The 613-nt window shown below is 77.8% G+C and carries 1 pseudogene; it reads right to left on the reverse strand.

The features are described 5' to 3' along the window. Nucleotides 1–613, reverse strand: a pseudogene (locus EAO77_RS37775) (molecular chaperone Hsp90); the annotation flags it as partial.

Below are 613 nucleotides of genomic sequence, written 5' to 3' on the forward strand. Positions count from 1 at the left end.
GGTGCGGCGGAGTGTCGGCGAGCGGCAGCAGCGTCTGGCGGGGGCCGATCGTGGTGCGCCGGTCGGCGAGCGGCACGGGCAGCCCGGTCAGCCGGTCCGGGTCGACACCGGCGAGGCTGTCGTACAGCCTCCGCCACCAGTCGGGTTCGCGCTCCAGGCCGGCCAGGCGGTCGACCGCCTCCGTCAGCGGCACCCGGGCGACGCCCAGGGTGCGCAGCTCGACCCGGCGCTCCAGACCGGCGGGCAGCAGGCTCGGCAGCACCTCGGCCAGGACGCGCACGGTCTCGGCGCCCGCGCTGCGCCCCATCGAGGCCGAGGTCCTGGAAGGCGCGGGCGGTGTCTCGCGGTCGGGCAGACCGGAGTCGTCCGCCGTGCCCTCGCGGGGCAGGGCGGGCTCCAGGAACGCGACCCGGGGGAGCCGCTTCAGGACGGCGGCGCGCAGCGCGCCGTCGAGTTCGCCCTTGCCCAGCGGGCCGGGCACCAGGTCGATGGTGCCGGTGGTCACCGGCCGCCAGTCGCCCAGCAGTTCGACGTAGGCGTCGGCCGCCCGCTCGACGAGGAAGTCGGTCAGCGGACCGGGCGCGGGGTGCCGCCGCGTGGGGTCCAGCGGCAG

Source organism: Streptomyces sp. T39, assembly GCF_008042045.1.
Classification (GTDB): Bacteria; Actinomycetota; Actinomycetes; order Streptomycetales; family Streptomycetaceae; genus Streptomyces.